Below are 24,808 nucleotides of genomic sequence, written 5' to 3'. Positions count from 1 at the left end.
GGCGAGCGTTGATGATGTTTGCAAAACAGCTCAACTCTCACTTTGGAACAGCTTGACCCAACAGGCAATCCCGAATATGCGCTTTACCCATTCCGGCCCGGCTCCTAGCCGCCGAAACGATGTCGCCACCCTCAAAACGCTTTTGCCCTATTTGTGGGTGTTCAAGTGGCGGGTGCTGCTGGCGCTATCCTGTATGGTGCTGGCCAAGGTGGCCGCGGTCAGTGTGCCCTTGTATCTGAAAGACATCGTTGATCAACTTTCGGTGCCGGCCACCCTCTTGGCGTTGCCGGTGTTGGCGCTGACCGGCTATGGCTGCGCCCGCTTGTTGTCCAGCGTGCTGGGGGAACTGCGCGACGCGGTGTTCGCTAGGGTGATACAGGGCGCGGTGCGCAGCGTGGCTGGCGGCGTGTTTCAGCATCTGCTGCGGCTGTCGTTGCGGTTTCACCTGGAGCGCCAGACCGGCGGCATGAGCCGCGACATCGAACGCGGCACCAAGGGCATAGGCTTTCTGCTCAATTTCACCGTGTTCAACATCCTGCCCACGCTGCTGGAAATCGGCATGGTCACCGCCATTCTTCTACACCGTTACGCCTGGCCGTTCGCGTTGGTGACTTTCGGCACCATCGCCGTCTACATTGCGTTCACTCTGGTGGTGACAGAGTGGCGCACCGTTTACCGCCGCAGCATGAACGATCTGGATTCCAAGGCCAACGCCAAGGCAATCGACGCGCTGCTGAATTACGAGACGGTGAAATACTTCAACAACGAAGGCTATGAGGCGGAGCGCTACGACAAGAATCTGGCGGCCTGGGAGGCTTCCGCGATCAAGAACCAGGTATCTCTGTCCATGCTCAACGCCGGCCAGGGCCTGATCATCGCCAGCGGCGTCACTTTGATCATGGTGTTGTCCGCGCGCGAGGTCGTGGCCGGGAGGATGACGGTGGGGGACGTGGTGCTGGTGGCCACTTTCATTACCCAGTTGTACGCGCCCTTGAACTTCCTGGGTTTTGTCTATCGCGAGATCAAGCATTCTCTGGCCGACATCGAGCGCATGTTCGCGCTGCTGAGCGCCAACGAGGAGGTGGCGGACGCGCCAGGGGCTGAGGTCTTGGCCGCGCGGGCGGCCGGGGTGCGCTTCGAGCAGGTGGGTTTCGCTTATGAAAGCAAGCGCCGGATTCTAAGCGAAGTCAGTTTCGAGATTCCGGCCGGCAAGACGCTGGCTGTGGTCGGCGCCAGCGGCGCCGGCAAATCCACGCTGTCGCGCTTGCTGTTCCGCTATTACGACGTTGGACAGGGGCGGATTCTGGTCAACGGCCGCGACATTCGCGAACTGACTCAGGACAGCCTGCGCGCCCATATCGGCATCGTGCCGCAGGATACCGTGCTGTTCAACGACACAGTGTATTACAACATCGCTTACGGCCGGCCGGGAGCCAGCCGCGAAGAGGTGATAGAGGCGGCCAAATCCGCGCATATCCATGACTTTGTCAGCGGTCTGCCGGATGGTTACGACACAATGGTGGGCGAGCGAGGGCTAAAGCTGTCCGGCGGGGAAAAGCAAAGGGTGGCGATTGCGCGCACTATTCTGAAGAACCCGCCCATTCTGATTTTCGACGAGGCCACCAGTGCGCTGGACTCCAGGACCGAGAAGGCGATCCAGCGCGAGCTGGCGGAGATCTCCGCCAACCGCACCACTTTGATCATCGCCCACCGGTTGTCGACCATTGTCGACGCCGACCAGATCCTGGTGATGGAGGCCGGGCGTGTGTTGGAGCAGGGCGCGCACCGGGAACTGTTGGAGCGCGGCGGCCGCTACGCTGAGATGTGGCGCTTGCAGCAGACCGAGCAGCCGGCGGCCGACGAGGCCTGAGAATCTGTTCAGAGTCTGCCGCGTGCCGGTGGTGGGGTCTTGAACAGGCTCAGGGCTGGCGGCGGCCGGCAGCCTTCAATTCGCTCATCGCCGCCAAGACGCCGTCGGCCAGCGTCAGCATGCGCTGGCAGTCGGCCGCTTGCGGCAAGGGAGCAAAGTCCAGCTTTGGGGCCAAGGCCTGCAAGGCGCGGCGGGCGCTGGCGGCGACATCGGCGGCCAGATTGAAGTCGCCGGGCGACATCACCCGGCCATTCCGGATTTTCTTGTAGTATACGGCCGCCATCTGCGCGTATTGGGCCGAGGTTTGCTGTGCGGCCAAGCTGGGCTCCAAAGCCTCCAGCAAGCTCATGATTTCGCGACAGGCCTGTTCCGCGGCGTTCCAGCGCTTGTCCTGTTGCTGGCGTTGCTGCGCCTGGGGCTTGGTCGCGGCTTTCTTGCTGGCCATCTTGAACTCCTGGGATAAAAGACAGAGCGCCGCATTCTAGCCATCCCGGCCGCGGCGCGCCACCGTCGCGCTATTCGTGCAGGTGGAAACCTAGCAGAGCGTCGTCTTCACTGGGCAGAGACAGTTCGACGAAGTCGTTCAGGCAGAATAGAGTCAGTTTGCCGCCGTAGACGGCGCCGGTATCCAGGTTCAGCACATTGTCAAAGCGGGTGGCGCTGGTTTGCGGGGTATGGCCCACCAGCAGCAGGTCCACCCCGCGCACGACGCCGCCGCGGCCGTGGCGCGCGCGTTCTCGAGACCATAGCGTGACGTTGCGGCTGGTCTCCGGCAGGGTGCCGTTCTCCAGGCCGGAAGTCAGCGCTTCCCAGTCGTTGTCCGGGCAGTCGGCGTGCAGCACGCCGATCTTGCCGCCGTCCGCATCGGTAACTTCAATGGCGTATGGCAGGCGCTGAAAAGCAGTCAGGCAGGCTTGCCGCTGAGGGGCCGGCAGCGTCAGCAACCAGGAGCCTCCGTTGTTCACATGGCGGACTTCGGCTTGCTTGTCCCCCAGCAGCGAGTCAATCGCCAGTTGCTCGTGATTGCCGCGCACCGCATAGAACCAGGGTTGCGCCAGCCACTCCAGCACTGCTGCGCTGTCGGCGCCGCGATCTATCATGTCGCCAACCGACAGCAGACGATCGCATTCGGGATTGAACGCGGCCATTTTCAGCAAGCGCGACAATTGGCGGAAGCATCCGTGAATGTCGCCAACCGCCCAGTCTCGGCCATGGGTATTGCTTTGCAGCTTCAGAATCATGCTTGAACTCGGGGGTGGGGTGCGTTTATTTTGCGCCATGCCCATGGTTTTGTCATTGAGTTGATAGTTTCAAAGCTAGAATTGTTTTGATTTGACTATCAATGGCTTACCGAGTTCGGCGCCGTCTGGGCTAGCCGGTTAGCCATTCCTGGCAAAATTGCCGGCGGAAGTCGCGCAACCATTGCAGCCGCAGTTCCGCCATTTTTCTGCCGGCTTCTGTTTGCATCATGGCCGGCAATTTGGCGAGTTTGACCTCGATGTGATCCAGCGCCCAGCGGCGGTCGTCCAGTTCGCGGGCCTCGCCCAGCGGGTCCAGAGGGTGGGCCAGCGCGGAGTCCATGCGCCCGGCGGTATAGAACAGCCGCGCCAAGCCGACGGCGCCCAGCGCGTCCATGCGGTCGGCGTCCTGCACGATGCGGGCCTCCAGGCTTTGCGGCGGTATGGCGGCGCTGAAACTGTGCGCCTCGATGGCGTGGGCGACACCGTCCAGCCGGTCCGCCGGAAAATCGCTGGCGGCCAGCAGCGCGCGGGCGCGCGCGGCGGCCTGGCGCGAGGCCAGGTGGCGCTCTGGGTGGTTCTTCGGCAAGTTGACCAGATCGTGCAGATAGCAGGCGGCCAGCACGGTCAGCGCGTCAGCGGCGGGGTGGGCGTCCAGCAACTGCCGGGCGCAGGCCCAGACACGGTGAAAATGGTTCAGGTCGTGGGCGCCGTCGTCGTCGCCCGGCTGTTGTTGCAGCAGGTCGATCAGGCGGGCGCGCCAGACGTCGATAGTCGCATTGGGGAGGATGGCGTTCATGGCGGCGGCAAGGATTGGGGCATGGGATTACAGCCCCAATCCGCGTTGTCGTCAAGCTGGCCATTTAAAGCGGCTAACAAAAATCAGTTTTACGGCTGAGGCAAGGCGCGCCGACGCAGGCGGTACTTGAGTACGGCAAGTCGGCGCAACACAGCATCAGGGGTTTGTTAGCCGCTCTTGGCAGGTGCTTAGCCTGCGTTCATCTCGCAGTAGCGCGCGGCGATAGCGGAGGCCAGGCGGGCGTTGTTCAGCACTAACTGGATGTTGGCGGCCAGGCTGTTGCCGCCGGTCAGCTCGCAGACGCGGGCCAGCAGGAAGGGGGTGGACTCCTTGCCGGCTACCCCTTGCTCCTCGGCTTCGCGCAAGGCCTGCTCGATGGCGGCGTCTATCTTGTCGCGCGGCATCGCGTACTGCTCCGGAATCGGGTTGGCCACCACCATGCCGCCGCGCAGCTCCAGGCTCCACTTGGCCTGCATTGCGGCGGCGATGTCGGCGGCTTCGTCCAGACGGTGATCCAGTTTGAAGGCGCTGTCGCGGGTGAAGAAGGCCGGGAGGTGGTCGCAGCGGTGGCCGATGACCGGCACGCCGTGGGTTTCCAGGTATTCCAGCGTCAGGCCCAGGTCCAGGATGGACTTGGCGCCGGCGCAGACCACGGCTACCGGGGTTTGCGCCAGTTCCTGAAGGTCGGCGGAAACGTCGAAGCTGCGTTCGGCGCCGCGGTGCACGCCGCCGATGCCGCCGGTTGCGAACACGCGGATGCCGGCCATTGCGGCGATGATCATGGTGGAGGCTACCGTGGTGGCGCCGCTGCGCTTGCCGGCGACGATGAAGGGCAGGTCGCGGCGGCTGACCTTGGCGATGTCGCGGCCGCCCTTGCCCAGGTATTCGATCTCCTCCGCGCTCAGGCCCGCTTTCAAGCGGCCGTCGATGATGGCGATAGTGGCCGGCACCGCGCCGTGGGCGCGGATTTCCGCTTCCACTTGCAGCGCGGTTTCCACGTTCTGCGGATAGGGCATGCCGTGGGAGATGATGGTGGATTCCAGGGCCACTACCGGGCGGTTGGCGGCCAGTGCCGCGGCTACTTCGGGGTGGATATCGAGATGGGCGTTGTGCATTGCGTGCTCCTTGTTGATGACGAGATCAGGCGTTCAGATAGGCATCCACTGCCGCGCGCGACAGAGAAGGGTTGTTGGTGGCGGCGCAGGACAGTGTCAGCGCGGCGCAGCCGCGGGCAAAGCGCACGCTGTCCGCCAGCGACAATTCATTGAGCCAGCCCCAGACCAGGCCGGCCATCAGCGCGTCGCCGGAGCCGGTGGTGTTGACGATGGCGCAGTCCGGCGCGTCCAGCCAGCCGTCGCCGGCTTCGCCGCTGTAATAGATGCCGGCGCCGGCCATGCTCAGCACCACACGGCGTACGCCTTGGCCATGGAACCAGCGCGCCGCATCCGGCGCGTGTTCCGCCCGCTCCAGCGGCAGGCCGGACAGGGCGGCGGCTTCCAGGCGATTGGGTTTGAGCGTATGTATGCGAGACAGCCAGGGTCGAATGCGTTCCGCCTTGAACGCGGATACCGGGTCGACAAATAGCGGCTTCTCGCCGCTTTCGGCTATCAGCCAAGCGAGCGCGTCTGCGCTCAGATTGGTGTCCGCCACCACCGCGCCCGCATGGCGCACCAGATCGCGTTGCGCTTGCAGGCGTTCCGGTGTCAGCCGGTTGAGGATGTCCATATCGTTGATGGCCAGCGCCATGTCGCCGTCGGCCTGCTGGATGGACAGATAGGTGGAAGTGGCCGCGTCCGGCAGCGTCAGACAGCCGCGGACGTCGACGCCGGCGCGCTGGGTGGCTTCTAACAGCGAGCGGCCGTGGATATCGTCGCCCACCACCGAAACTAGCCGGCAGTCGGCGCCCAAGCGCGCCAGATTTTCCGCTACGTTGCGAGCCACGCCGCCGGGCGAACAGCGTACCTGGCCGGGATTGGAGTCGCCGTGGCGCAGCGCGGCGGCGGCGCTGCCGACAATGTCCATATTGGCGCCGCCGACGGCGGCGACATAGCGCTGCTCGGCCAGGATGTAACCCTTGCCGCGGATGTGACCCTTCTGCGCCAGATTCATGATATGCCCAGCCACTGCCGAGCGGCTGATGCCCAGCTGATCCGCCAGCTCCTGCTGCGGAATCAGCGGATCGCGGCGCAGCAGGGCGAGGATTTGTTGTTCCCGCTCTGTCATCAAACATTTGTCCGTTTTGCAAACATTTGTCCGATATTACTGCTTTGGCATGTCGCGGGTCAAGGGCGGCGCACTTCCCATGGAGATAGTCGCGGGCAGATGAGACGGTGATCACGCCGGCCGCGCTGAGGCAGTATGGCGACCGGCTGTTCTTGTTCTTCATTCACTTGCATGAGCGGCGAGTCATCGCGGAACGCCAGTGAAACGCTTGGATGGATGAGCGGGAAATCGATCAGGTATAGGCTGTGCAAGCGCATGGATGGGGGAGAATGAGGGGAGCGATGGTTGTGCGCGGAAATGGCGAGGCGTGCTCGGCGCTGTAGTGTATTGGATACAAAAGACTAAATTCTGCGATGACAGCCTGAGGCAATGCGTCTAGACTATAGCCATGCGCATTGTGCGTGTTTCAAAGGGAGGCAAAGTATGGATGGATTGAGTCAGATCAGCGGGCAAGGCGTATCCAACAGCCTCCAGATCTACGCATTGAAAAAAGCCATGTCGGCGTCGGCGCAGTCGGCTTTGAGCCTGGTGCAGGGCGCGTCCGATAATATGGCGCAGGCCCAGGCCAGCAATCCCGCCCATCTGGGGCAGAACATCGATACCCGCGCCTGATCCGGCGCGGGAACTGAAAAAGCGGCCTTGGCCGCTTTTTTTATTACGGATTGTGGGCGTTCAAGCGCTGAGCGCCTGATCCCAATCCTCGGGGAATTGGCGTTCCAGCCAGTTTGCCAGCCATTCGGCCACGCTCTCCCAGCGGGTGTCCAGCATCATCATGTGACCAAGATGGGGCAGGATGTCCGCCGCCACGTCCAGGCGGCGCGCGGTGGCCACCACGTCCTCAGGCCCCACCAGCCGGTCTTCCGCCGCGCCCAGCACCAGCGCCGGCAGCCTCGTCAGCGGCCGGTTGGTCAGCGGGTTGACCAGGGTCATGTCCATTAATGCGCGCTGACTTTCCTGTTGGCAACGGCTGATCAGCAGCTCCACGGCCGATTCGGGCGCGTCCGGCGATAGCAGCATGTCTTTTAGTTCGATGAACTCCGGGTCGTACAGGCCGTGCTGGTACATATTGAGCTTGAGAAACAGTGCGGGCGCCTGCGTCAGCAGCCTCAGGCTGGAAGAGGCCAGGCCGGTGGGCGGCACCGAGGCCAGCAAGGCCGCGCCCGGAAGCTTGTGGCGGCTCAGATATTGCTGCACCACATAGCCGCCCATGGAGTGGCCCACCATCACTGGCGCGGCCGGCAACTGTTTGAGCGCGAAGTCCAGATTGCGCACATAGTCGTCGATGCCGATGGCGGCCAGGTAGTCCCGGCCCTCGCTGCCGCCGTGGCCTTCCAAGCTTAGTGCCCAGCAATCGTAACCTTGCCGGGCGAACCAGGGCATGAAGTTTTCCCGCCAGCACCAAGCGCCGCAGAAGGCGCCGTGAATGAACAACAACGGCGGCGCATGGCGCGCCGCCGTTGTGGCTGGGGCTTGATGGAGCAGCTCCAGGCGGGGGTGCATCATAGTACTTCTGCTGCGTGGTCGGCCAGCCGCGAGCGCTCGCCGCGTTGCAGTGTGATATGGCCGGAATGGCCCCAGCCCTTGAAGCGGTCCACCACATAAGTCAGGCCGGAGCTGCCCTCGGTCAGGTAGGGGGTGTCGATCTGAGAGATATTGCCCAGGCAGACCACCTTGGTGCCGGGGCCGGCGCGGGTGATCAGCGTCTTCATTTGCTTGGGCGTCAGGTTCTGAGCCTCGTCTATGATCAGGTATTTGTTGAGGAAGGTGCGGCCGCGCATGAAGTTCAGCGATTTGACCTTGATGCGGGAGCGAATCAGATCGCGCGTCGCGGCGCGGCCCCAGTCGCCGCCGTCGTCATCGCTCTTGTTGAGCACGTCCAGATTGTCCTCCAGCGCGCCCATCCACGGCGCCATTTTTTCCTCTTCGGTGCCCGGCAGGAAGCCGATGTCCTCGCCCACCGGCACGGTGACCCGGGTCATGATGATTTCGGAGTACAGCTTCTGTTCCAGCGTCATCGCCAGGCCGGCGGCCAGCGTCAGCAGCGTCTTGCCGGTGCCGGCCTGACCCAGCAGCGTGATGAAGTCCACCTCAGGATCCATCAGCAGATTGAGGGCGAAGTTCTGCTCTCGATTGCGCGCGGTGATGCCCCAGACATTGTTTTTGTGGTGGCTGTAGTCCTTCAGCGTCTGCAGCACCGCGGTCTTGCCTTCCACCTGAGTCACTCGCGCCTGCAGCGGCTGGGCGCCTTCCTGCCACAGCATCTGATTGACGTAGAGATTCTGGCCGTCCGGGCCTTTGACCTGGTAGTAGCTGCGGCCTTGTTCCTGCCAGGATTTCATGTCCTTGCCGTTGCGCTCCCAGAAGCTCTCGTCAATCTCCCGGGTGCCGGTGTACAGCAGGTCGGTGTCTTCCAGTACCTTGTCGTTGAAATAGTCTTCCGCGTCCAGGCCCAGCGCGCGGGCCTTGATGCGCATATTGATGTCTTTGGATACCAGGATTACCGAGCGGCCCTGCTGCAGTTCCTTCAGCGCCATCACGATGCCGAGGATCTGATTGTCGGCCTTGCCCACCGGCAGCGACGGCGGCAGCACGCTGTGTATCGCCTGAGTCTGCAGGATCAGCTTGCCGGTGGCGGCGTCGCGGCTGGCGTTCTTCAGCGGAATGCCGGATTCGATTTTGGCTTCGGCGCCGCTGACGATCTCATCGAGGAAACGGCTGGCTTGGCGCGCATTGCGCGCCACTTCGGACATGCCCTTCTTGTGGGTGTCCAATTCTTCCAGCGTGATGATGGGGATGAACACATCGTGTTCTTCGAAACGATACAAGCAGGTGGGGTCGTGCAGCAGCACGTTGGTGTCGAGAACAAACAGCTTGCTGGCGCTGATTTTTTTGCGGCTGGCCATAATGATCCCCTGGTTTTATCGCGGGGCGGGCCGGTGGCCGGCCGCCCCGACGCGGTTTTTAGAGCGTCTTAACGAAGTCCAGCACCGCCGCGGCGTGTCCGGGCACTTTGACGCCGCGCCATTCGCGCGCGATGTCACCGTTCCCGTCAATCACGAAGGTGCTGCGTTCAATGCCTCTGACTTGTTTGCCATACATATTCTTCATCTTGATGACGCCAAACAAATTGCAGACGGTCTCCTCTGTGTCGGACAGCAGTTCAAACGGCAGCTCCAGCTTGGCCTTGAAATTTTCATGGGATTTCAGACTGTCGCGGGAAATGCCGACGATGGCGGCCCCGGCGGCGGCGAATTCGGCATGGAGGTCGCGGAAGTCCATGCTTTCATTGGTGCAACCGGGAGTGTTGTCTTTGGGGTAGAAGTAGATCACCAGCGGCTTGGGGCTGGAGGACAACTGAAACGTGACGCCGGCGGTGCCGGGCAGGGTGAAGTCGGGGCAAGCAGTGCCGGACATGCAGTAACTCCTGTGGTGGAACTGGGTGGTGCGTCCGCCTTGTTTTGAGATTAGCGGATTCCCGCCCGGTTAGACAATGGGAATGGGTAACGAAATTTTCACGGCGCGTGTTCGCGCCGCAGCAGCAGCAGAAGCGCGCCGGCGCCGCCCATGGTTTCGCCGGCCTCGCAGAAGGCCAGCACGTCGGGGTGGTGCTTGAGCCAGGCGCGCACCATGCGTTTGAGAACTGGCTGGCCGTTGGAGCCGAAGCCCTTGCCGTGTATCACCCGCACACAGGGGCCGTGTCGGCGCGCCTGGTGCAGGAACAATGCCAGCGCGTCCTGTGCCTGATAGCGGTCGCAGCCGTGCAAGTCGAGCTGACGCGTCACCGGCCAGAAACCAGCGCGCAGCTTCTTCAGCGTGGCCGAAGGCATGCCGGGTCGGGCGAAATGGGCGTCGACCTCGGCGGGTTCGAACCAGCCCACCATGTGCTGCAACAAGGCCTGCTGCACTGCTTCCGACGCTTGGCCGTGCTGATGGCGGCGGCGCGGATGCGGGCTGGGCTTGGGGCGGGGGCTGGCGTGACGGCCATCCGGCTTCATGGGCTTGACGTCGCGAAACAGCTGGCGGAAATCCGGCTCCGGCTCGGCCTGCGGCGCGGCGGAAACGGAAACGCCAGCAGGCGCGCGGGAGTCGCGCACCTGCTGGCGCATGCCTTGCAAGGCTTTCTTGAAGGCTTTCAAGCGTTTACTTCAGGCTGTCCAGATAGCGTTCCGCGTCCAGGGCGGCCTGGCAGCCGGAGGCCGCGCTGGTCACCGCCTGGCGGTAGATATGGTCCTGCACGTCGCCGGCGGCGAATACGCCCGCCACGCTGGTGGCGGTGGCGTTGCCTTCGCGGCCGCTCTTGGTGATCAGGTAGCCGGTAGCGTCCATTTCCAGCTGGCCTTTGAAGATTTCAGTGTTGGGTTGGTGGCCGATGGCGACAAACAGGCCCATCACCTTGATTTCTTCAGTGGCGCCGTCCTGCATCGATTTCAGGCGCAGGCCGGTGACGCCGGAGTCGTCGCCCAGCACTTCGTCCAGAGTGGCGTTCAGCTTCAGGCTGATCTTGCCTTCCTTGACGCGGTCCATCAGTTTGTCGATCAGGATTTTCTCTGCGCGGAAGGTGTCGCGGCGGTGGATCAGGGTGACGTGCTTGGCGATATTGGCCAGGTACAGCGCCTCTTCCACGGCGGTGTTGCCGCCGCCGATCACCGCCACGTCCTGGTTGCGGTAGAAGAAACCGTCGCAGGTGGCGCAGGCGGACACGCCCTTGCCCTTGAAGGCTTCTTCTGACGCCAGGCCCAGGTATTTGGCCGAAGCGCCGGTGGAGATGATCAGCGCGTCGCAAGTGTATTCGCCGGCATCGCCCACCAAACGGATCGGTTTTTCGTGCAGATGCGTGGTGTGGATGTGGTCGAACAGGATTTCGGTGCCGAAGCGCTCGGCGTGTTGCTGAAAGCGCTGCATCAATTCCGGGCCCATCACGCCGGCGGCGTCCGCGGGCCAGTTGTCCACATCGGTGGTGGTCATCAGCTGGCCGCCTTGCGCCAGGCCAGTGATCAGCACCGGCTTCAGGTTGGCGCGCGCCGCGTAAACAGCGGCGGTGTAGCCGGCGGGGCCGGAGCCAAGAATCAGCAGGGGGCTGTGGCGAGTCGTGGTCATGATGTTTTCCTGTGTGAGAAGCGGTAAGAGAACCGATGGCGACGGTCCGGGGCGGAGTGCTTGGAGCCGAGAACGCGCCGTTCAGTACTGAAGTATGGAGCCAAGCCGGCGGAATCCAAGCTCCTGACGCCCGCCGGCGTCGGCCGCGCCTGCGCGGCGGCGACCGTTTCGGCTGACAATATACAAGAGCGGCGAGGCAAGGTTAAGCGCCGGCGTGATTGGAATATTCAACATTGCTGATTGAAATCCTTTATCGCCCGTCCAGGCCGTCCTATTGGCCGGGCTTGGTCCAGGTCAAAATCATTTGCGCATTCACGCGTTGATTCAAAAGCTTGCCGTTTCTCGGGCCGTCCTCATGCCGGAATTCGTGGCGGGGCTGGGTCCGCTTGGCCCGCCGCGGCCGCGTGGCGGCTACTTGCCAGCGCCGGCCGCGTGCTATACTGTCCGCTTTCGCGTTGGGTGCGTGGTGTAACTCCACGCAGCGCCAGTCTAAGGTGAGGCAATGTCCTTCGAGTCTGCCGATCCGTGGCGTCGTACCGTCCCAGATGACTAAACCTGTCACACACTTAAGGATTTAACATGCAAGTACAGCTGGAAACATTGAGCAATCTTGAGCGCCGCATGAATATCGCCCTGCCGATGGCGGCTATCGACACGCAAGTGGCCGAGCGCCTGAAGCGCGTGGCCCGCAACGCCAAGATTCAAGGTTTCCGCCCGGGCAAGGCTCCGTTGAAGATCGTGGAAATGAACTACGGCGCCCAGGTGCGTGAAGAAGTGATGGGTGAGCAGGTTCAACAGGGTTTCTACTCCGCCGTGAGCGAGCAGAAGCTGCGTGTCGCAGGTTACCCGCGTTTCGAGCCGGTAGCCGCTGGCGACGACAAGGAAAACTTCAAGTTCGCAGCCACTTTCGAGGTTTACCCGGAGGTGAAGCTGGGCGAACTGGCCGGCAAGGAAGTGGAAAAGCCGCTGACCCCGGTGACTGACGCCGAAATCGAGAAAACCATCGATATCCTGCGCAAACAGCGCACTCGCTACAACCGCGTTGAGCGCGAAGCCGCTACCGGCGACCGCGTGATCATCGACTTCAAGGGCGCCATCGACGGCGTGGCCTTCGAAGGCGGTTCCTCCGAGAACTTCCCGTTCGTGCTGGGTCAGGGCCAGATGCTGGCCGAGTTTGAAGCGGGCGTTGCCGGCATGAAGGAAGGCGACATCAAGAGCGTGGAAGTGAGCTTCCCCGAGGACTACCACGGCAAGGACGTGGCCGGCAAAACCGCCGTGTTCGAAATCCTGCTGAAGAATGTGGCCGAAGCCGTGCTGCCGGAAGTGAACGAAGAGTTCGCCAAGCAGCTGGGCATTGCCGACGGCGACGTAGAGAAAATGCGCGCTGAAATCCGCAAGAACGTGGAGCGCGAAGTGAAGCGCCGCCTGCAGGCCCGCACCAAGGAAAACGTGATGCAGGTGCTCTTGGACTCCACCGAGATCGAACTGCCGAAAGCCCTGGTCAGCCTGGAAATCGGCCGTCTGGTCGAGCAAGCCCGTCGCGACATGCAGCAACGCGGCATGAACGTCAAGGACATGCCGTTCCCGCCGGAGCTGTTCGCTCAACAAGCCGAGCGCCGCGTGGCTCTGGGCCTGATCCTGTCTGAAGTCGTGGAATCCAACAAGCTGGAAGCCAAGCCGGAGCAGGTCAAGGCCATGATCACCGAGTTTGCCGACAGCTACGAAGATCCGGCTGAAGTGCTGACCTGGTACTACGCCAGCCCGGACCGCCTGGAAGGCCCGACTTCCATGGTGCTGGAAGACAATGTGGTTGAATTTGTGCTGTCCAAGGCCAATGTTGTAGAGAAAGAACTGTCCTTCGACGCCCTGATGGGCAACAACGCCTGATAACAGCTGGAGTGGCCGATGAAATCGATGATGGAACCTCAAGGTCTGGGCCTGGTGCCCATGGTGGTGGAACAAAGCGGCCGCGGCGAGCGCGCGTATGATATCTACTCGCGTCTGCTGAAGGAGCGCATCGTTTTCCTGGTGGGCCCCGTCACGGATGAGTCGGCCAACCTGGTTGTGGCGCAGATGTTGTTCCTTGAATCGGAAAATCCGGACAAGGATATTCACTTCTACATCAACTCGCCGGGTGGGTCGATTACCGCGGGCATGTCCATTTACGACACGATGAACTTCATCAAGCCGGATGTTTCCACCTTGTGTATCGGCCAGGCCGCCAGCATGGGCGCCTTCCTGCTCGCCGCCGGCGCGCCGGGCAAGCGCTTCGCGCTGGCCAACAGCCGGGTGATGATTCACCAGCCGCTGCTGTACGGCGGCGGTCTGTCCGGCCAGGTCACCGATATCGAGATCCACGCTCGCGAACTGGTCAAGGTCAAGGCCAAGATGAACGAGCTGTTGGCCAAGCACAGCGGTCAACCGCTGGAGCGGGTGATGGCCGACACCGAGCGCGACAACTTCATGTCCGCCGACGAGGCACAGGCCTACGGCTTGATCGACAAAGTGCTGACGTCCCACAAGGACGTGAAAGCTTAAGGAGTGATGGAATCCGCCAATGGCTGACAAGAACAGCAATGAAAAGCTTCTCTACTGCTCTTTCTGCGGCAAGAGCCAGCATGAAGTCCAGCGCCTGATCGCCGGGCCGCAGGTCTTCATCTGCAACGAATGCGTCGAGTTGTGCAACGACATCATTCGCGAGGAGCTGGAGAAGGGCGTCGGCGATGCCGCGTCCGCCCCCGAAGACAGTCCGCTGCCCACGCCTCAGGAAATCCGCGCGGATCTCGACCAGTACATCATTGGTCAGGATTTCGCCAAGAAAACCCTGTCGGTGGCGGTGTACAACCACTACAAACGCCTGAGCAGCCCGGCAAGCAAGAACGATGTCGAGCTGGCCAAGAGCAATATCTTGCTGATCGGCCCGACCGGCTCCGGCAAGACCTTGCTCGCCCAGTCGCTGGCCCGTCTGCTGGACGTGCCCTTCGTCATCGCCGACGCCACCACGCTGACCGAAGCGGGTTACGTGGGCGAGGATGTCGAGCACATCATCCAGAAACTGCTGCAAAAATGCGATTACGACGTGGACAAGGCCCAGCGCGGCATTGTCTACATCGACGAGATCGACAAGATCTCGCGCAAGTCGGAAAACCCGTCCATCACCCGCGACGTGTCGGGCGAGGGCGTGCAGCAGGCGCTGCTGAAGCTGATTGAGGGCACCGTTGCCTCGATTCCGCCGCAGGGCGGCCGCAAGCATCCGAATCAGGAATTCATTCAGGTGGACACCACCAACATCCTGTTCATTTGCGGCGGCGCTTTCGACGGCCTGGAGAAGATTATTCGCCAGCGCTCGGAGAAGGGCGGCATTGGTTTCGGCGCCGACATCAGCTCCAAGGACGATGGCAAGAGCTTGTCCGTGTTGTTCCAGGAGGTGGAGCCTCAGGATCTGATCCGTTTCGGTCTTATTCCTGAACTGATCGGCCGGCTGCCGGTGGCGGCAACGCTGGAGGAGCTGGACGAGGAAGCGCTGGTCACCATCCTGACCCAGCCGAAGAACGCGCTGATCAAGCAGTATCAGAAGCTGTTCTCGATGGAGTCGGTGGAGCTGGAGGTTCGTCCGTCCGCCTTGCGCGTGATCGCCAAGCAGGCGCTGATCCGCAAGACCGGCGCGCGCGGCTTGCGCTCCATTTTGGAACGGGCGTTGCTCGACACCATGTACGAGCTGCCGTCCATGGCCGATGTGGAAAAAGTGGTGGTGGATGAAAAGGTTATCGACAAGGGCGACAAGCCGTTGTTCATCTATCGCGACAAGGACGACAAGGCGCAATCGGCCTGATTGTTCGCCGCGAATCCGGAGACCGCCCAAACCGGGCGGTTTTTTATTTGTAGAGCCGGAAATCTGATTTAGTATGGGGGTGTTGAATTTTACTGTCCGCCCCCCATCTCCCAAGCATTGTTTCACAAGCAAGGTTAGGTGATATGCCGCAACCCGCAGAACTCAAAGAAGAATCCACGCTGCCATTGCTGCCATTGCGCGATGTGGTGGTCTTCCCCCATATGGTCATCCCGCTGTTCGTCGGCCGCGCCAAGTCCATTCGAGCGCTGGAGCTGGCGATGGACGAGGGCAAGCAAATCCTCTTGGTGGCGCAGCGTTCCGCCTCCAAGGACGAACCGTCCGCCGACGATCTGTACCCAGTCGGCACCATCGCTTCGGTGTTGCAGATGCTCAAGCTGCCGGACGGCACCGTCAAGGTGCTGGTCGAAGGCCGTCAGCGCGCGATGATCGAATCCGTAGGCGAGGAAAACGAGTGCTTTGTCGGCGCCTTCAAGCCGCTGAGCCCGGAAGCCGAAGAATCGACCGAGACCGAGGCAATGCGCCGCGCGCTGCTTGCCCAGTTTGAGCAGTACGTCAAACTGAACAAGAAAATTCCGCCGGAGGTCTTGAACTCGCTGGCCGGCATTGACCGCGCCGGCCGCATGGCCGACACCATCATCGCCCACCTGCCGCTGAAGCTGGAGCAGAAGCAGGAAGTGCTGGAGATGTTCGATGTGCAGCAGCGCCTCGAACACCTGATGTCTCAGCTGGAAGGGGAGATCGACATTCTCCAGGTGGAAAAGCGCATCCGCGGCCGCGTCAAGCGGCAGATGGAAAAGAGCCAGCGCGAGTACTACCTGAACGAGCAAGTGAAGGCGATTCAGAAAGAGCTCGGCGAAATGGACGAGGTCAGCGACCTCGACGAGCTGGAAAACAAGATCAAAGCCGCAGGCATGAGCAAGGAAGGCCGCGAGAAGGCGATGTCCGAGCTCAAAAAGCTGCGCATGATGTCGCCGATGTCGGCCGAAGCCACCGTGGTGCGCAATTACATCGACACCCTGCTCGAACTGCCGTGGAAGAAGAAAACCAAGATCAGCAAGGACGTGGCCAAGGCCGAGGAAGTGCTGGACGAGGATCACTTCGGTCTGGAAAAGGTCAAGGAACGCATCCTGGAGTATCTGGCGGTGCAACAGCGCGTCGACAAGCTCAAGGCGCCCATCCTGTGCCTGGTGGGGCCGCCGGGCGTGGGCAAGACCTCGCTGGGTCAGTCCCTGGCGCGCGCCACCAACCGCAAGTTCGTGCGCATGGCGCTGGGCGGGGTGCGCGACGAGTCCGAGATCCGCGGCCATCGCCGTACCTATATCGGCTCCATGCCGGGCAAGGTGCTGCAGAACATGAGCAAGGTGGCGGTGAAAAACCCGTTGTTCCTGCTGGACGAAGTGGACAAGATGGGCGCGGATTTCCGCGGCGATCCGTCGTCGGCGCTGTTGGAGGTGCTGGACCCGGAGCAGAACCATTCCTTCATCGATCACTACGCCGAAGTCGAATTCGACTTGTCCGACGTGATGTTCGTGGCCACTGCCAACTCGCTGAACATTCCGCCGGCGCTGCTGGACCGGATGGAGATCATCCGCCTGGCCGGCTACACCGAGGACGAGAAGGTCAATATCGCCACCAAATACCTGCTGCCCAAGCAAATGAAGGCCAACGGCGTGCAGGAGGGCGAACTGGCGGTGCAGGAGTCCGCGCTGCGCGACATCGTGCGCTATTACACCCGTGAGGCCGGCGTGCGCAGTCTGGACCGCGAGATCGCCAAGATCTGCCGCAAGGTGGTGACCAGCGCCTCGCTGAAGGCGGGCAAGGCGGCCAAGGTGACGGTCAGCGGCCGCAATCTGGACAAATACCTGGGCGTGCGTCGCTTCGACTACGGCATTGCCGAGGACGAGAATCGCATCGGCCAGGTTACCGGGCTGGCCTGGACCGAGGTGGGCGGCGAACTGTTGACCATCGAGGCGGTGTCGCTGCCGGGCAAGGGCAACATCATCCGCACCGGCCAACTGGGCGAGGTGATGCAGGAGTCCATCACGGCGGCGATGAGCGTGGTGCGTAGCCGCGCGCGTTCGCTGGGCATCAAGCCGGACTTCTACGAGAAGAGCGATATGCACATCCACGTGCCGGAAGGCGCGACGCCCAAAGACGGGCCAAGCGCCGGCATTGCGATGACCACGGCCCTGGTGTCCATCCTGACAGGCATTCCGGTGCGCGCCGACGTGGCGATGACCGGCGAGATCACGCTGCGAGGCGAGGTGTTGCCCATCGGTGGCCTGAAGGAGAAGCTGCTGGCCGCTCACCGCGGCGGGATCAAGCATGTGTTGATCCCCAAAGGCAATGAAAAAGATTTGGTTGAAATTCCCGCCAATATCAAGCATAAAATCGAAATCCATGCCGTTAAGTGGATAGACGAGGTCTTGACCTTGGCGTTGGAGCGGCAGCCGGAGCCTTTGCCGGAGGAGGACAAGCCGGCGGAGGAGTTGCGAGCGACGCAGGAAGCGGCGCAAGGCGTGTCCGTGATGAAGCATTAAGAATCATGGCCTTAGCCGAACGTTGAATAACTTGTGTGCAAGCGGCTTTCCAGCGTGTTTGCGAAATGGCAAAATGCCCGTCAAAGCCGCTTGACACAAGGATTTCGCCCTTGCTATAAAGCAAGCGGTTTTTATCCGAATTACGTAGACCGAGAACGACGAAAGGGGACTTACGTGAACAAGTCTGAACTGATTGACGCTATTGCCGCTGAGGCCGATATCTCCAAAGCCGCCGCCGCCAAGGCGCTGGACGGCATGGTGGCCGCTGTAACCGACGCTCTGAAAAAGGGCGACACCGTGACCCTGGTGGGCTTCGGCACCTTCTACGTTGGCGAACGCGCTGAACGCAGCGGCCGCAACCCGAAGACCGGCGCCACCATCAAGATCCCGGCAGCTCGTTCGCCGAAGTTCCGTGCTGGCAAGGCACTGAAAGACGCGCTATAATTAGCGGCCTTGGCAGCCCCTAGCGGCTGGCAAGGTGTTTCGAGGGGCGTTTAGCTCAGTTGGTAGAGCGTCTGCCTTACAAGCAGAATGTCGGCGGTTCGACTCCGTCAACGCCCACCACAGTCCGGAGCGGTAGTTCAGTTGGTTAGAATACCGGCCTGTCACGCCGGGGGTCGCGGGTTCGAGTCCCGTCCGCTCCGCCAGAACTCACAAAAAGGTGAACGAAATTCAGCGTTCACCTTTTTTTTTGACAAGGGTGGCTCAAGCCAATCGCCATGTTCGAGTTTGTCCAGAACAATAAAGTCTTCATTCAGGTTGTATTGGGAGCTGTTGCGTTGACCTTCGTGGGCTTCGGCGTGGGCAGCTATGAAGCAGCTTCCGACGACCCTTATCTCGCCAAGGTAGGTTCCTCCAAGATTTACAAGCGCGATCTGGATCGAGCCTTGGAAGGCCAGCCCACCGATCCGGCCAGCCGTCAGGCCGCGCTGGAAAACCTGATTCGTCAAGAGCTGCTGCTGTCCGACGCACACGACCGCGGCGTCACCGTCAGCCCCGAGCAGTTGCGCAAAGTCATTGCCTCCATTCCCGCCTTCCAGGACAACGGCAAGTTCAGCCCGGAACGTTATCGCGAGTTCCTGCAAAACCGCTACCCGTCGCCTGAGGCATTCGAAACCCAGGTCAAACGCGACCTCGTGCTGCAAAGCCAGCTGACCGGCATCGCCGGAACCGAGTTCGTCGCGGGCACGGTGGTCAATCGCTTGGCCGGCCTGTTGGGCGAGGGCCGCGAAGTGCGTTCCTTGCTGTTGAAGCCGGCGGACTTCGCCGCTGAAGTCAAAACCGACGAAGCATCGCTCAAGGCCTTCTACGACGCTAATTTGAAGCGTTTCCGCGTGCCGGAGCGGGTCAAGCTCGATTATGTGCTGCTGTCCCAGGACGCGTTGGCTCAAGGCGTCAAGCCCAGCGACGCCGAGCTGCAGAAGTACTACGAAGAACACAAGGCCGAGTTCAGCAATGAGCAGCGCCGTGCTTCTCACATCTTGCTGACGGTGGCCAAGGACGCCAAGCCGGAGCAGAAGGCCAAGATCAAGGCGGAAGCCGAGGCGTTGTTGAAGGATGTTCGCGCCAATCCGGCTCGTTTCGCGGAGTTGGCCAAGGCCAAGTCGCAAGACCCGGGTTCCGCGGCCAATGGCGGCGATCTGGGCTTCTTCGGCCATGGCATGATGGTGAAGCCTTTCGACGACGCGGTGTTCCGGATGAAGCCGGGCCAGATCAGCGAAGTGATCGAGACCGAGTTCGGTTATCACATCATCAAGCTGGACGAGGTCAAGGCGCAGGACTTCGCCGAAGTGAAGGCGGCTATCTCCGAGAAGCTGCAGCGTCAGCAGGCGGGCAGCCTGTTCCGCAGCCAGGCCGACAAGCTGACCGAGCTGGCTTACCAGCAGGGCGACTCATTGAAGGCTCTGCAGGAGCAACTGAAGCTGCAGCCGCAGCATTCGGATTGGCTGAGCCGCGGCAAGCCGGCGGCGGACCCTCTGCTCAACAGCCCCAAGGTGCTTGAAGCGGCGTTCAGCGAGGACGTGCTGAAGAAGAAACACAATAGCGAGCCAGTGGATATCGGCAACAACCGCCTGTTGGTAGTGCGCGTGGCCGAGCATCAGCCGGAACGTCAGCAGTCGATGGACGAAGTGCGCGATGTAATCAAGGCCGAACTGGTGGCCAAGGAAGGCGCCAAGCTGGCCGAGAAGAAGGGCCAGGCCCTGTTGGCTGAGCTGAAGGCGGGCAAGGGCGATGGCAAGGCCTGGGGCGAATCCAAGACCCTGCTGCGCCGCGATCCGGCCGGGTTGCCGATTGCCGACGCGCGCGCCGTGTTCGCCGCTCAGGCGGGCAAGCTGCCGGCCTTCGCCGGCGCCAAGCGTGATAACGGAGAATACGCGCTCTATCGCATCGACAAGGTGATTCCTGCGCCGGCGGCCAGCGAGGCCGAACGCGGCCAACTGAGCGCCATTTTGGGCGAGATGAACGCCAACGCTCAGTTGTCCAGCTATCTCGACACGCTGCGTCAGAAGTACAGCGTGACGATGGGCAAGCAGGGTTTGTCCGACGCTCAATAAACCCGTGTTGGAGTTGTCTCATCGCCGCCGTCAGCGCTTGCTGGCGGCGGTTTTTCATATGTTTTGCGCTGATTTGTTTATAGCTATTCCCGCTAAGAGAGACGTTTTTTTGAACTGGATGAGACAATTTCAATGTTTTTTGGGGCGGGGCTATTGACTGAAAACGAAAAAAGATGTTCAATCATAAACAAATTTAGTCGCCGATTTGAACACAGCTTGCGGGCGTAAAACAGCTAAAGCGTGGGTAAGCAGACCCAGGAAACAAACCAGCATCTGCTTACAGTAATCTCGATTCAGCAGTGATTCCGAAGATTCCCATGCAAGGCCCGCCAAGTTCATTGGCGGGCCTTGTGTTTTTGGAGTGTTTGGAATGATTCATCTGCAAAATGTTCGTAAGCGTTTCCGTCATCCCGAGGGTGGCTGGTTCGACGCGGTCACGGACACCTCTCTTACCATTCGTCCGGGCGAAGTCTTCGGACTGATCGGCTTTTCCGGCGCCGGCAAGTCCACTTTGCTGCGCCTGATCAATTTACTGGAGCGCCCGGACCACGGCGCGGTCATCGTCGATGGCGAAGACCTGACCAGCTTGTCCGCCAAGGCTTTGCGTCGCGCGCGCCAGAATATCGGCATGGTGTTCCAGCAGTTCAATTTGATGGCCAACCGCACCGTGGCCGGCAATGTCGCCTTCCCGCTGGAAGTGGCGGGCTGGGCTAAGGCGGACATAGACAAGCGCGTCAACGAATGTCTGGAAGTGGTGGGCTTGCTGGACCGCGCCAACCACTACCCGGCCCAATTGTCCGGCGGTCAGAAGCAGCGCGTCGGCATTGCCCGCGCCCTGGCGCCCAGCCCCAAGGTGATTCTGGCCGATGAGCCCACATCGGCGCTGGACCCGAAAACCACTCAAGCCGTGTTGGAGTGCCTGAAAGACATTAATCAACGCTTTGGCGTCACTATCGTCATCGTCACTCATGAGATGGGCGTGGTGCGGGCGATCTGCCATCGCGCGGCGGCTTTGGACGCCGGCCGAGTGGTGGAAGTGGTGGATGTGTCGGATAACGAAGTGGCGGCGGATTCCGATCTGGCGCGCTCGCTGCTGGAGGCCGCGTAATGGATGCCGCAACCCTGAACGAAGCATTGCAAAACCTGACGAGCATGGGGCCGGAAATCTGGCAGGCCTTCCAGGAAACGCTGGTGATGCTGGGCATAGGCCTGAGCGCGGCCGTCTTGCTGGGCGGCCCGCTGGGCATCGTGCTCTACCTGACCCAGCCGGGCCAGCAGTTCGCCAACCGCGCGTTGAACGGCGTGTTGGGCTGGGTGGTGAACCTGGTGCGTTCCTTCCCCTTCATCATTCTGATGGTGTCGTTGGTGCCGCTGACGCGGGCGCTGGTGGGCAGCACCATCGGTCCGGTGGCGGCTTCGGTGCCGCTGGCCTTCGCCGCGATTCCGTATTTTGGTCGTCTGGTCGAGCAGACGCTGCGCGAGATTCCTCGCGGAGTGGTGGAGGCGGCCGAAGCGATGGGCGCCAGCCCGCTGCAGATCATTTGCAAGGTGCTGCTCAACGAGGCGCGCTCCGGCCTGATTTCCAGTCTGACCATCCTCACCATCAGCTTCCTGAGCTATACCGCGGTGGCGGGGGTGGTGGGCGGCGGCGGCATTGGCGACTTGGCCATCCGCTATGGCTACTACCGTTATCAGACCGATGTGATGGTGGCCATGGTGCTGATGCTGGTGGTGCTGGTACAGATCATCCAACTGCTGGGCAACCGGCTGGCGGCCAAGCTCGACAAACGTTGACATTCGCCGGCGCTTGGCGCCGGCATGGTGGACCTTTTACCTATCAATGGACAAAGCAGGAGAAAAAAATGCGTAGATTCGTGATCAAGGCAGTGGCGGCTTCGGTATTGGGATTGGCGGCGGCGGGCGCGGCGCTGGCGGCGGACCCGGCCAAGAAGGACATCGTGATTGGCACTACCGTCGGCGATTTCGGCGACATGGTCAAGCAGTCGATCAAACCGATTCTGGAAAAGCAGGGCTACAAGGTCAAGCTGGTGGAGTTCACCGACTATGTCCGCCCGAACCTGGCTTTGCAGGAAGGCGCGCTGGATGTGAATGTGTTCCAGCACAAGCCCTATCTGGACAACTTCGTCAAAGAGCACAAATTGAGCCTGAAAGAGGCTTTCCAAGTGCCGACCGCGCCGCTGGGCATTTACGCTGGCAAGATCAAGGCGCTGAAAGACGTCAAAGTGGGTTCCACCGTGGCTGCCCCCAATGATCCGTCCAACTTTGCCCGCGCACTGGTGATGCTGGCCGATCTGGGCTGGGTCAAGCTGAAGCCGGGCATCAACCCCTTGACCGCTTCCGAGCGCGACATCGCCGTCAATGTGAAGAAGGTCAAGATTATTCCGCTGGAGGCCGCACAATTGCCGCGTTCGCGCAGTGATGTCGACTTCTCGGTGATCAACGGCAACTACGCCACCAGTTCCGGCATTAAGCTGACCGAGGCGGTCTATCAGGAGAAGAGCTACGCCTATGTCAACTGGGGCGCGGTGCGCACGGCTGACTTGAGCAAGCCCTGGGCCAAGGACGTGGTGGCGGCTTACAACTCGCCGGAGTTCAAGGCTTTCGCCAAGCAGAAATACGCTGGCTACAAGCTTCCGCAGAACTGGAAGTAAGCGAGATTGTTATTCGCGCGCCGGCCAACGGCCGGCGGCGCAGGATTTCTTGTAACACTCCTGGCTACAAGACTTGGTGGGAGGGCTTAGCCCTCCCTATTTTTTTGCGCGCTTAGAACCTGTTCAAAGTCTGCCGCGCTTCGTGGGGCGTTGTACGGTGAGCATAAGCTCAAAATGCTCATGTACCACGTGACCATTCCGCTTTTTCGCTCGTTTTCGCCTTGTCTCGCCCTTGCTCGCGAGACTTTGAACAGGCTCTTAGGAGCTCTTATTTCAGGTAGGAGCGCAGCACACTCGTCACCTGTTCCAAGTCTTTGCCGCGCTGTGCGGGGTCGACAGCCTCCGGGCCAAGGTGCTCGCGCAGATGGCCCTCGATCACTTCCATCATCAGTCCATTGACAGCGCCACGTACTGCGGCGATTTGTTGCAGAATCGCCGAGCAATCAACTTCCTGTTCCAGTGCGCGTTCCAACGCTTCCGCCTGGCCTTTGATGCGCCGGACGCGGGTCAATAACTTCTTCTTGTCTTTCACGGTATGCGGCATGCGAGTGGACGTCCCTTATTGTTGATAATATACTGGGGTATAGTATATGGGCGCAGCTTTGCTGCGGTGTCGCCGGTTTGTCCCTCCGAGAGCGGGGAGGCCGGCATGAACGTATTGTAAAAGAAGGCTGAAGATGCCGCCAATCGCCGAGCTGATTCAACAAGGAAGTATTAATCTCTGGTTGTTCATTCCTTCCGCCATCCTGCTGGGGGCGCTGCACGGGCTGGAGCCCGGGCATTCCAAGACCATGATGGCTTCTTTCATCATTGCTATCCGCGGCAGCATCGGCCAGGCCGTGCTGCTTGGCCTGTGCGCGGCCTTGTCGCATTCGCTGATCGTTTGGCTGCTGGCTGCGCTGGCGCTCAAGTACGGGAATCAGTTGATTGCCGAGCAGGCGGAGCCTTATCTGATGCTGTTTTCGGCTGTCGTGGTCATGGTGGTGGCAGCCTGGATGCTATGGCGTACTTGGCGAGACAATCTAGCCGCTCGGGCCATGCTGAAGCCGCCTCAGGGCGGCCGCATGATAAACACCGGCCATGGCTTGATGGAGGCGCTGTCCATGCGTGAGGAGGGGCTGCGCGTGGCCTTGTACCAGTACGACACCGGTTTGCGACGGCTGAAGCCTGATGGACGTGGCTTGTCGCTGGCTTGGCGGCGCGGCGAAGAGCAAGGAGTGCTAGGTTTTGAAACTGAGGGGGAGTATCTGCTCAGCCCGTGTTTGCCCGCTGGAGCGTTTGTAAGCGCTTTGCTCTTGAGTCACGGCGGTCACGCTCATCGCTACCCTTTGCAGCTGGAGGCAATGGGCGGCGCCGAGCGCGCCGGGCCCTACCGTCGGGCGGAGGGCGCGGGGTCGACACAACGAGCGCGTCGCGCGTCGGCGGCGCTGCCCGTTTATCAAGACGCGCACGAACGCGCGCACGCGGAACAGATTCAGCGGCGCTTTGCTGGCAAGGAGGTTGGCAACGCTCAGATTGCGTTGTTTGGCCTGACTGGGGGCTTGATACCGTGCCCGGCCTCGGTGACTATTTTGCTGCTATGCCTGCACCTGAAGCACTTTTCCCTGGGGGCTACCATGGTGGCTGCGTTCAGCCTGGGTCTGGCCTTGGCGCTGGTCAGCGTTGGAGTGTTGGCGGCCTGGGGCGTGCGTCAGGCGAGTGCCCGCTTTGGCGGGCTGGGCGAATGGGCGCGGCGCGCGCCCTATCTATCTGCCGGTTTGATGTTGCTGGTTGGGTTGGCGATGGCCGCGCAAGCCGCGCGCGGCCTGGTCGCTTAGAACCTGTTCTAAGCGTCTGTTTACGATCTCGCGAGCTAAGGCGAGACAAGGCGAATGGCCGAAGAAGCGGAGTGTGCAGTGGTACATGAGCATTCTGAAGCGGTTTTCAACGCCGTATCGCTGATGCGCAGCAGATCGTAAACA

Annotated in this window: 23 protein-coding genes and 2 tRNA genes; 14 read left to right on the top strand and 11 right to left on the bottom strand. The window is 61.4% G+C overall.

Annotation, left to right across the window (positions count from 1 at the left end):
• Positions 1-76 precede the first annotated feature (76 nt).
• The gene (locus DXT74_RS15810) at positions 77-1,870 is read left to right on the top strand and encodes an ABC transporter ATP-binding protein/permease (protein ID WP_194428112.1); all 1,794 of its coding nucleotides are present in this window, start codon (positions 77-79) and stop codon (positions 1,868-1,870) included.
• Between the two features lie 49 nt (positions 1,871-1,919).
• Here the strand turns inward: DXT74_RS15810 and DXT74_RS15805 are convergent, their stop codons facing one another.
• The 5 genes from DXT74_RS15805 to DXT74_RS15785 form a co-directional block, all read right to left on the bottom strand.
• Positions 1,920-2,315 (bottom strand): hypothetical protein, encoded by a 396-nt coding sequence (locus tag DXT74_RS15805; protein ID WP_194426439.1) that lies wholly within the window; start codon positions 2,313-2,315, stop codon positions 1,920-1,922.
• Between the two features lie 70 nt (positions 2,316-2,385).
• Positions 2,386-3,111, bottom strand: coding sequence for a metallophosphoesterase (locus DXT74_RS15800; protein ID WP_179140710.1), 726 nt, complete (start codon positions 3,109-3,111; stop codon positions 2,386-2,388).
• 130 nt (positions 3,112-3,241) lie between these two features.
• A complete protein-coding gene (locus tag DXT74_RS15795) occupies positions 3,242-3,907 on the bottom strand; it encodes an HD domain-containing protein (protein WP_043641807.1) in 666 nt (221 codons plus the stop codon).
• 188 nt (positions 3,908-4,095) lie between these two features.
• Positions 4,096-5,022 carry a pseudouridine-5'-phosphate glycosidase gene (locus tag DXT74_RS15790; protein ID WP_194426438.1) on the bottom strand — a complete coding sequence of 309 codons (927 nt, stop codon included), beginning with the start codon at positions 5,020-5,022 and terminating at the stop codon, positions 4,096-4,098.
• Between the two features lie 25 nt (positions 5,023-5,047).
• Positions 5,048-6,130 (bottom strand): PfkB family carbohydrate kinase, encoded by a 1,083-nt coding sequence (locus DXT74_RS15785; RefSeq protein ID WP_194426437.1) that lies wholly within the window; start codon positions 6,128-6,130, stop codon positions 5,048-5,050.
• A gap of 423 nt (positions 6,131-6,553) precedes the next feature.
• On the opposite strand from DXT74_RS15785, the gene DXT74_RS15780 reads away from it, so the two are divergent.
• Positions 6,554-6,742 carry a putative motility protein gene (locus DXT74_RS15780; protein WP_043641810.1) on the top strand — a complete coding sequence of 63 codons (189 nt, stop codon included), beginning with the start codon at positions 6,554-6,556 and terminating at the stop codon, positions 6,740-6,742.
• Positions 6,743-6,802: 60 nt separating this feature from the next.
• Here DXT74_RS15780 and DXT74_RS15775 read toward each other — a convergent pair whose 3' ends face one another.
• The 5 genes from DXT74_RS15775 to trxB form a co-directional block, all read right to left on the bottom strand.
• The gene (locus DXT74_RS15775) at positions 6,803-7,633 is read right to left on the bottom strand and encodes an alpha/beta hydrolase (protein WP_043641813.1); all 831 of its coding nucleotides are present in this window, start codon (positions 7,631-7,633) and stop codon (positions 6,803-6,805) included.
• Entirely contained in the window at positions 7,630-9,033 is a 1,404-nt protein-coding gene (locus DXT74_RS15770; protein ID WP_043593601.1) for a PhoH family protein, read from the bottom strand. Before DXT74_RS15770 ends, DXT74_RS15775 begins: the two co-directional genes overlap by 4 nt.
• 58 nt (positions 9,034-9,091) lie before the next feature.
• The gene (locus tag DXT74_RS15765; RefSeq protein ID WP_019101399.1) at positions 9,092-9,544 is read right to left on the bottom strand and encodes a peroxiredoxin; all 453 of its coding nucleotides are present in this window, start codon (positions 9,542-9,544) and stop codon (positions 9,092-9,094) included.
• Positions 9,545-9,642: 98 nt separating this feature from the next.
• Entirely contained in the window at positions 9,643-10,266 is a 624-nt protein-coding gene (locus DXT74_RS15760; protein ID WP_194426436.1) for a Smr/MutS family protein, read from the bottom strand.
• A gap of 4 nt (positions 10,267-10,270) precedes the next feature.
• On the bottom strand, positions 10,271-11,227 hold the full coding sequence (trxB, locus tag DXT74_RS15755) for a thioredoxin-disulfide reductase (protein ID WP_019101401.1): 957 nt from the start codon (positions 11,225-11,227) through the stop codon (positions 10,271-10,273).
• Between the two features lie 579 nt (positions 11,228-11,806).
• Between trxB and tig the strand changes: the two genes are divergently transcribed.
• From tig to DXT74_RS15700, 11 genes are all read left to right on the top strand, one after another.
• A complete protein-coding gene (tig, locus tag DXT74_RS15750; RefSeq protein WP_019101402.1) occupies positions 11,807-13,114 on the top strand; it encodes a trigger factor in 1,308 nt (435 codons plus the stop codon).
• 18 nt (positions 13,115-13,132) lie between these two features.
• Positions 13,133-13,765, top strand: a complete 633-nt coding sequence (clpP, locus tag DXT74_RS15745) for an ATP-dependent Clp endopeptidase proteolytic subunit ClpP (RefSeq protein ID WP_019101403.1) — start codon at positions 13,133-13,135, stop codon at positions 13,763-13,765.
• Positions 13,766-13,784: 19 nt separating this feature from the next.
• Entirely contained in the window at positions 13,785-15,059 is a 1,275-nt protein-coding gene (clpX, locus tag DXT74_RS15740) for an ATP-dependent Clp protease ATP-binding subunit ClpX (protein WP_019101404.1), read from the top strand.
• Positions 15,060-15,202: 143 nt separating this feature from the next.
• Positions 15,203-17,620: an endopeptidase La gene (lon, locus tag DXT74_RS15735; protein ID WP_043641823.1), complete on the top strand. Its 2,418-nt coding sequence runs from the start codon at positions 15,203-15,205 to the stop codon at positions 17,618-17,620.
• 174 nt (positions 17,621-17,794) lie between these two features.
• Entirely contained in the window at positions 17,795-18,064 is a 270-nt protein-coding gene (locus DXT74_RS15730; RefSeq protein WP_019101406.1) for an HU family DNA-binding protein, read from the top strand.
• A 44-nt stretch (positions 18,065-18,108) separates the two neighbouring features.
• Positions 18,109-18,184, top strand: a tRNA-Val gene (locus DXT74_RS15725).
• A 6-nt stretch (positions 18,185-18,190) separates the two neighbouring features.
• Positions 18,191-18,267 (top strand) — tRNA-Asp (locus DXT74_RS15720).
• Positions 18,268-18,339: 72 nt separating this feature from the next.
• The gene (locus DXT74_RS15715; protein ID WP_114152777.1) at positions 18,340-20,175 is read left to right on the top strand and encodes a SurA N-terminal domain-containing protein; all 1,836 of its coding nucleotides are present in this window, start codon (positions 18,340-18,342) and stop codon (positions 20,173-20,175) included.
• Between the two features lie 370 nt (positions 20,176-20,545).
• Complete coding sequence (locus tag DXT74_RS15710) at positions 20,546-21,283, top strand: methionine ABC transporter ATP-binding protein (RefSeq protein WP_107732257.1); 738 nt, start codon at positions 20,546-20,548, stop codon at positions 21,281-21,283.
• A complete protein-coding gene (locus DXT74_RS15705; RefSeq protein ID WP_019101409.1) occupies positions 21,283-21,969 on the top strand; it encodes a methionine ABC transporter permease in 687 nt (228 codons plus the stop codon). Before DXT74_RS15710 ends, DXT74_RS15705 begins: the two co-directional genes overlap by 1 nt.
• Positions 21,970-22,037: 68 nt before the next feature.
• On the top strand, positions 22,038-22,847 hold the full coding sequence (locus tag DXT74_RS15700) for a MetQ/NlpA family ABC transporter substrate-binding protein (protein ID WP_194426435.1): 810 nt from the start codon (positions 22,038-22,040) through the stop codon (positions 22,845-22,847).
• A gap of 268 nt (positions 22,848-23,115) precedes the next feature.
• Here the strand turns inward: DXT74_RS15700 and DXT74_RS15695 are convergent, their stop codons facing one another.
• Complete coding sequence (locus DXT74_RS15695; protein WP_019101411.1) at positions 23,116-23,391, bottom strand: metal/formaldehyde-sensitive transcriptional repressor; 276 nt, start codon at positions 23,389-23,391, stop codon at positions 23,116-23,118.
• 133 nt (positions 23,392-23,524) lie between these two features.
• Here DXT74_RS15695 and DXT74_RS15690 point away from each other — a divergent pair, with 133 nt between their 5' ends.
• Positions 23,525-24,664, top strand: coding sequence for a sulfite exporter TauE/SafE family protein (locus tag DXT74_RS15690; protein ID WP_194426434.1), 1,140 nt, complete (start codon positions 23,525-23,527; stop codon positions 24,662-24,664).
• Positions 24,665-24,808: the final 144 nt, after the last annotated feature.

The organism is Chromobacterium sp. Rain0013, assembly GCF_015291765.1.
GTDB classification, from domain to species: domain Bacteria; phylum Pseudomonadota; class Gammaproteobacteria; order Burkholderiales; family Chromobacteriaceae; genus Chromobacterium; species Chromobacterium haemolyticum.
This window is presented reverse-complemented; position numbering and strand designations above follow the sequence as displayed.